4 protein-coding genes are annotated in these 5,690 nt (G+C 41.2%); 1 reads left to right on the top strand and 3 read right to left on the bottom strand.

Annotated features, from left to right (window positions below; translation table 11 throughout):
- Positions 1-170: 170 nt before the first annotated feature.
- From thpR to Q0791_RS24105, 3 genes are all read right to left on the bottom strand, one after another.
- Positions 171-704 (bottom strand): RNA 2',3'-cyclic phosphodiesterase, encoded by a 534-nt coding sequence (gene thpR / locus Q0791_RS24115; protein WP_299011811.1) that lies wholly within the window; start codon positions 702-704, stop codon positions 171-173.
- The gene (locus Q0791_RS24110) at positions 688-1,008 is read right to left on the bottom strand and encodes a hypothetical protein (RefSeq protein ID WP_299011810.1); all 321 of its coding nucleotides are present in this window, start codon (positions 1,006-1,008) and stop codon (positions 688-690) included. The genes thpR and Q0791_RS24110 overlap by 17 nt, the downstream gene beginning before the upstream one ends.
- 140 nt (positions 1,009-1,148) lie before the next feature.
- Positions 1,149-3,143 (bottom strand): TonB-dependent copper receptor, encoded by a 1,995-nt coding sequence (locus Q0791_RS24105; RefSeq protein ID WP_299011809.1) that lies wholly within the window; start codon positions 3,141-3,143, stop codon positions 1,149-1,151.
- 578 nt (positions 3,144-3,721) lie between these two features.
- On the opposite strand from Q0791_RS24105, the gene Q0791_RS24100 reads away from it, so the two are divergent.
- Positions 3,722-5,554, top strand: a complete 1,833-nt coding sequence (locus Q0791_RS24100) for a M20/M25/M40 family metallo-hydrolase (RefSeq protein WP_299011808.1) — start codon at positions 3,722-3,724, stop codon at positions 5,552-5,554.
- The last annotated feature ends 136 nt before the right edge of the window (positions 5,555-5,690 follow it).

Raw genomic sequence — 5,690 nt, 5'->3', positions numbered from 1 at the left:
AGGAGCAATTAACGACCTTGCCTACAGCATGTTGAATTCCCGCTGAAAGATCACTTATATAATGGAATTGGTATAAAGTACATTGTTATACAAGTAGTAAGAAGGGGCTAATTTCGAATTAACTTAGCTGTTGACGCTAAAAGATAAACTCTAGTTATAGGAGTATCAGCCTATTTAAGCTTCCAACTTTCAAGAATGGGGTATTTGACGCCATGCTCTCCTGAGTAAGATTCAAATAAATGCAGTTGAGTTGGATTAAGCGTGAGTGCCGAAAGGCTAATAGAATTAATGAGTGCTTCCATAGTCGGTTTGGCTTTACGGCAGAGGGTGATGTGCGGGGTATAATTGTATTCACTTTGGTGTAAGTTTAGCTTTTTCGCGATCCATTGAGTGTCGTTAGCTAGTTGGAGTAAGTTTGCGTCATTCGCTACGCCCTTTAAACACAATATGTTAGGTTTCTGCCAATAGGCAAGCTCATTTAACGTCACTTTGAATGTTCGTTTGTTAATAAGCTCAATTTGTTCATTAAGCTGGCTGAGTTGATGTGAGCTGATTTGGCCTAAAAAAGCTAAGGTCATGTGTAAGTTCGCTTTAGGGACTAACCTCACATTATTTGGCAATTGGCTCTGTAATAGCGATATCACTCGAGTTTGCTGCTCAGTTAAGGAAAACCCAAGAAAGACGCGTTTATTGTGCGTATTCATAGATTTCCCATTTGCTGCCTGTGAGCTTGTTTGGATCGGCGAGGCCATTTTTTAGAAATTGTGGATCTTTTGAAAGACGGACTCCGTAAATTGGACGATCTCCCGCAGATTTACCGAGTTGCACCAAAGTGGCTTCTGGACTCTTTTTGACTATTTTTTGTAAATACAATGCAATGTCTTTTGATGTGGGCAGTGTCGATTGCGGGCTGGATTCAAATGGCGTAGGAATGATAGATGTGGTCTTGGCGGAAATATTGCTACTAACCACTAAAAAAAGACAACAAAAGATAGCATAGGCTTTCATAAAACATCCTTTCAGCAAGACTTAGTACAAGTAGGCATATTATAGGTGGTTTTAATGCTTGTTGATGACTTATCAAGATATCGCCTTTTTTGATAAATCATCAAGCTTATAAATGAAAGGCTAAGTGATCGAAAACAGGATTAAAAAGTATAATCGGCTTTAATCCATGCGGTGCGGCCAGGTTCATTTACTTGAAACATAGGTTCGCTGCCCGGTATATTGTTACCGGCTCCTGAGCGACTAATATGCTCCGCATAGGTAGTGTTAAAGAGGTTCTCAATACCTAAACTCACTAACAAACCTAAATCATGACGCCAGCTGGCATTGAGTGCAACTGTGTTAAAGGACTTGCTTTTACTTAAATCTTGGCCAGCAATATTGCCTTCACCTAATGTGACGCGGTTTTGGGCTGCAACCACTCGCCATAATGTGCCAACTGTCCATGCGTGGTACTCATAATTTAATGCAAACTTTGCCTCTAATGGGGATATTTGTCCAAGTGGCGTATGTTCAGTGTTATTTCGGCCATGACTATAGCTGAGGCTATTTTGAGTTGACCAATGTGCAGATAGCGGTACATTGAGTTCCAATTCGCCGCCCAATATAGTGGCATCAATATTGTAAGCTGTTGTGCTATCTGTGTTGCTGTTAATCAGAATATAGTCTTCAACTTGGCTATAAAACAAAGATGTGGAGACAGTTATTTCATTCTGGTAAATCCAGCCTATATCGACTTGAGTGTTTTTTTCCGGTTTTAAATTAAACGCTTTTTGGTTGAGATCATTTGAGCTTGCTTTCATTAACTCCCAATAGTCAGGCATTCTCTGAGCATGGGCTAGACCGACATAGTATTGATCTTGCAGTATTGGAAGCTCATAGCGAAGGTAACCACTGCTGAGGTCATCGGTTCGCTTGCCTGTTTGTCCAATAAAGAGTTCAGTATTCCAATGATCAAAGCGTAAACCTGAAACGATTTTTCCATCAGGTAGTGCATAAGTTAACTCACTAAATAAGGCGCTATTTTTATATTCCAGATTGTTTCTAAAAGGCTTTGCGAGGAGATCATTGAGCCCATTGTCTTGGGTTTTATCTATGTATCGTCCCTTATGTTGGCTTTGCATATGATCAATACCCAGTGTGAGGGAGAGAGCGTCATTGGGAATGAGATCAAACCAGATATGTCCGCCCGCAGTATTGCGTCTAACATTGGCTCCTGCGTTAACACCAAGATCAAATTGATCCATGATGTGGTTGTTATGATTACTGTAGGCCTGAAGTTCTATTTTATCTAACAAAGTGAAATCGAGATCAATTTGTGCCAGTAAGCTGACATTTTCATTTTTAATTTCGCGAGCTTGATTAGAACGATCTGCATATTCTGCTTCACCGTTGGAATATCCATAAGCGAGTTCTACCACACTGTCTTGGGTCGGTGTCCAGCCCAGTGCCACTTTAGCATTGTGGCGATCGTAGCTTGATTGCACTTTATTGCCATCACCATCTTTATAATCACCACTGCTGGATTGATTGGCATCGATATCAATATAGCCTTGTGTGCCGCCAAATTTTAGGGCGCCAACATAATCACGACGATTAAAATTGCCAAAGGTGCTACTGATGCGACCTTCTAAATCTGTGTCAGTGAAGCTGTGACGATCTTTTTCAAATAACACGGTGCCTGCGGATCCCACTGGGCCATATTTAACGGTTTGTGGCCCTTTGATGACGGTAATACTGGAATAGGTTTCAGGATAAATATAAGCAGTAGGAGGATCCATCCTTCCTCCACATGTGCCATACACATGCTGGCTATCATCAACAATACTGACGCGAGAGCCTCCCATACCGCGCAAAGCCGGATCGCCACCGGCTCCACCTTTACGGCCAACATTAAATCCTGAAATGGTTTTGAGATAGCCCGCACCATCATAAGCCGGAAGGGGAAGCCTAGGCTTTTTGGGATCGGTACTGACTTTAACGGGTTCAAGCATGGGATCGCCTGTGATCACCAGATGTTCATCAATTTCTACAACATCAGGATTAATGATTTCTGTATGAGCAAAAGCGAAATTTTGAGGTGTTAAACTCAGGCTCAAAGTGATAGCGGCATAAAATGAAAAGTGCGGGGATGTCATGGTAACTCAGTTTGGTCATTGAGGCGGGCATTGTCAATAAACAGCACGTGAGGTCAAATATAAAATGTCGGAGTGCGACAATGGGTCACACATAATATTGATCCATGTCACATAATGACTTTTATCTTATATAGCTATTGGTCTAAAAGCATCTTGCTCGTTATGCAATAGCCATGTTTCAACAAAGTGAAAATATTTAGATTCCACTAATTAATGTTTAGCTAAATTAGTGTTGTTGAATTGTTATTGCTTCTATAATCTAAAGGGAAATATTGACGGGCTTACGGTCAATATAGGCGTTATTAGATAGATCTGATCTCAGTTTATGTCACACCCTTAGCTATCATTTTTTCTGCTTATATTTGTGTTGAAACTTCGCGTTGTTGCCAGCTTTTTGTGTACGAATGCCTGCTTTGATATCGAAAAATGACAATTTTAATATAAGTTAAGGGGGTTGAAGTAAGTTAACTAATTATTTTTAATGACTTATTAAATATAGCTTCAAGTTTAACTGAAACTGATTATTCCGAGTTCAGGTAAAAGGATGTTTCATCAATAAAATTGAAAGGAAAATAACAATGAAGCGCGTTTTTACTACTTTACTATTGAGTATCTCGGGGTTGATATTGGCATTAAATGCTTATGCGAATGATTTATGGATCACAACAGATGCTGATTCGCTTAAGGTTTTGAAGCGAGTAAATGCAAGTGTATTAGTGCCCAGCAGTCCTGATAATTTACAGCATAAAATGATAGCGAAAATTTCAGAAAAACAAGTGTTGGCTTTAAGTGAATTGATGCATGAAGAGCATCAACGTTGTGGAGGCTTCACCCTGCATGACTCTGAAGCTGCAGCTTATGTGGTGAGTCAATTACCTGTGCATTCGTTAGCCTTTAATCCTCCACCAATTAATCAAGCAGATAAAGTGAATGCGGCATTGCCTTTGCTTTCAAGTGCGAGTTTACAGGCTTCTATTAGCACATTATCAGCTTTTCAAAACCGTTATTATCATTCCACTCAAGGTGTAAATGCAGCGCAATGGTTAGGTGATACTTGGGAGCAGCTAAGTAGCAGCGAGAGCTGGGCGAGCATGAGTTATTATCCCCATGCATCATGGTCTCAAGATTCAGTCATATTAACCTTAACGGGAAGTGAAGCCCCTGATGATATTATTGTCATTGGTGGCCACTTAGATTCCATTAGTAATTCTGGATCAGGGAATAATATGCAAGCTCCAGGCGCTGATGATAATGCCTCAGGTATTGCGACAATCACGGAAGTGATCCGTGTTTTTATGGCGCAAGGTATTCAGCCAAAAAGGACGATTAAATTTATGGGGTATGCCGCTGAAGAAGTGGGACTTAGAGGCAGTGGTGAAATCGCCAGTCAGGCTTCTACAGATAACGATAATATCATTGCTGTGATGCAATTAGATATGACAGGGTATATAGGTAGTACTGAAAATATTATTTTTATCGATGATTATACCGACTCTGGACTCAACAGTTATTTAATGAGCTTAGTGGATACCTATTTACCTGAAGTGAGTTACGGCACAGATAGTTGTGGTTATGCGTGTTCTGATCATGCTTCTTGGCATAACTTAGGTTATCCCGCCAGTATGCCCTTTGAAGCGAAAATGAGTCAGTATAATCGTGCGATCCATACGATGAATGATACAGAAGATAGACTCGATGCAACGGGCGAGCATGCGCTTAATTTTGCAAAACTTGCCACGGCTTTTGCTATTGAGCTGGGTTTTAATACTGAGGCGGGAAGTGATAACAGTATTCCATTAGTTAATGATGTGCCAGTGACGAATTTATCGGGAGCAAAAAGCAGTGAAGTGAATTATGTGTTATCTGTGCCCGCTCAGGCCAATAACGTTACAATTGCGACTTCAGGTGGAACGGGCGATGCTGACTTGTATGTGAAATTAGGCGCTAGACCGAGCACAGATGATTATGATTGTCGTCCGTATGTTAGTGGCAATGATGAAAGCTGCCAGTTTAGTCCTGATACCGCTGGAGATTATTATGTGATGGTACGTGGTTATTCTAGTTATGCGGGAATGACATTATTGGGGGCCTTTTCTGAAGGTAATGGCGGAGGAGACAGTGGTAGTTGGCTGAAGCAGTCGGCAAGTTCTGGAAGCTGGTTGCAATATGAAATCACTGTGCCTAGTGGTATGCAATCTTTGATTGTCTCAACAACTGGTGGCTCTGGAGATGCGGATTTATACGTCAGACAAGCGGGGCAGCCAACGCAATCGAGTTACGATTGTCGTCCCTTTAAGAATGGTAATGAAGAGACCTGTACTTTGAGCTCACCTGTGGCGGGAACATGGTATATTGGCGTGTATGCATACAACAGTTTTGCAAATCTGGACGTGAGTTGGAAGGCGCAGTAAGAGCTTAATTGACACGTTTGAAAAAGAGCGGTATGGCCAATGAAAACCCACCTTTTGGTGTAATGCCAGTAAGTTAAGCTTATTGGCATTTTTTATTTCTAGCATATCGCTGTGGTCTTCGTTTGACTGCTCGGGG

Source organism: uncultured Shewanella sp. (assembly GCF_947495455.1).
Lineage (GTDB): Bacteria > Pseudomonadota > Gammaproteobacteria > Enterobacterales > Shewanellaceae > Shewanella.
The sequence above is the reverse complement of the archived record's forward strand: the minus strand, read 5'-3'. Positions and strand labels throughout refer to the sequence as shown.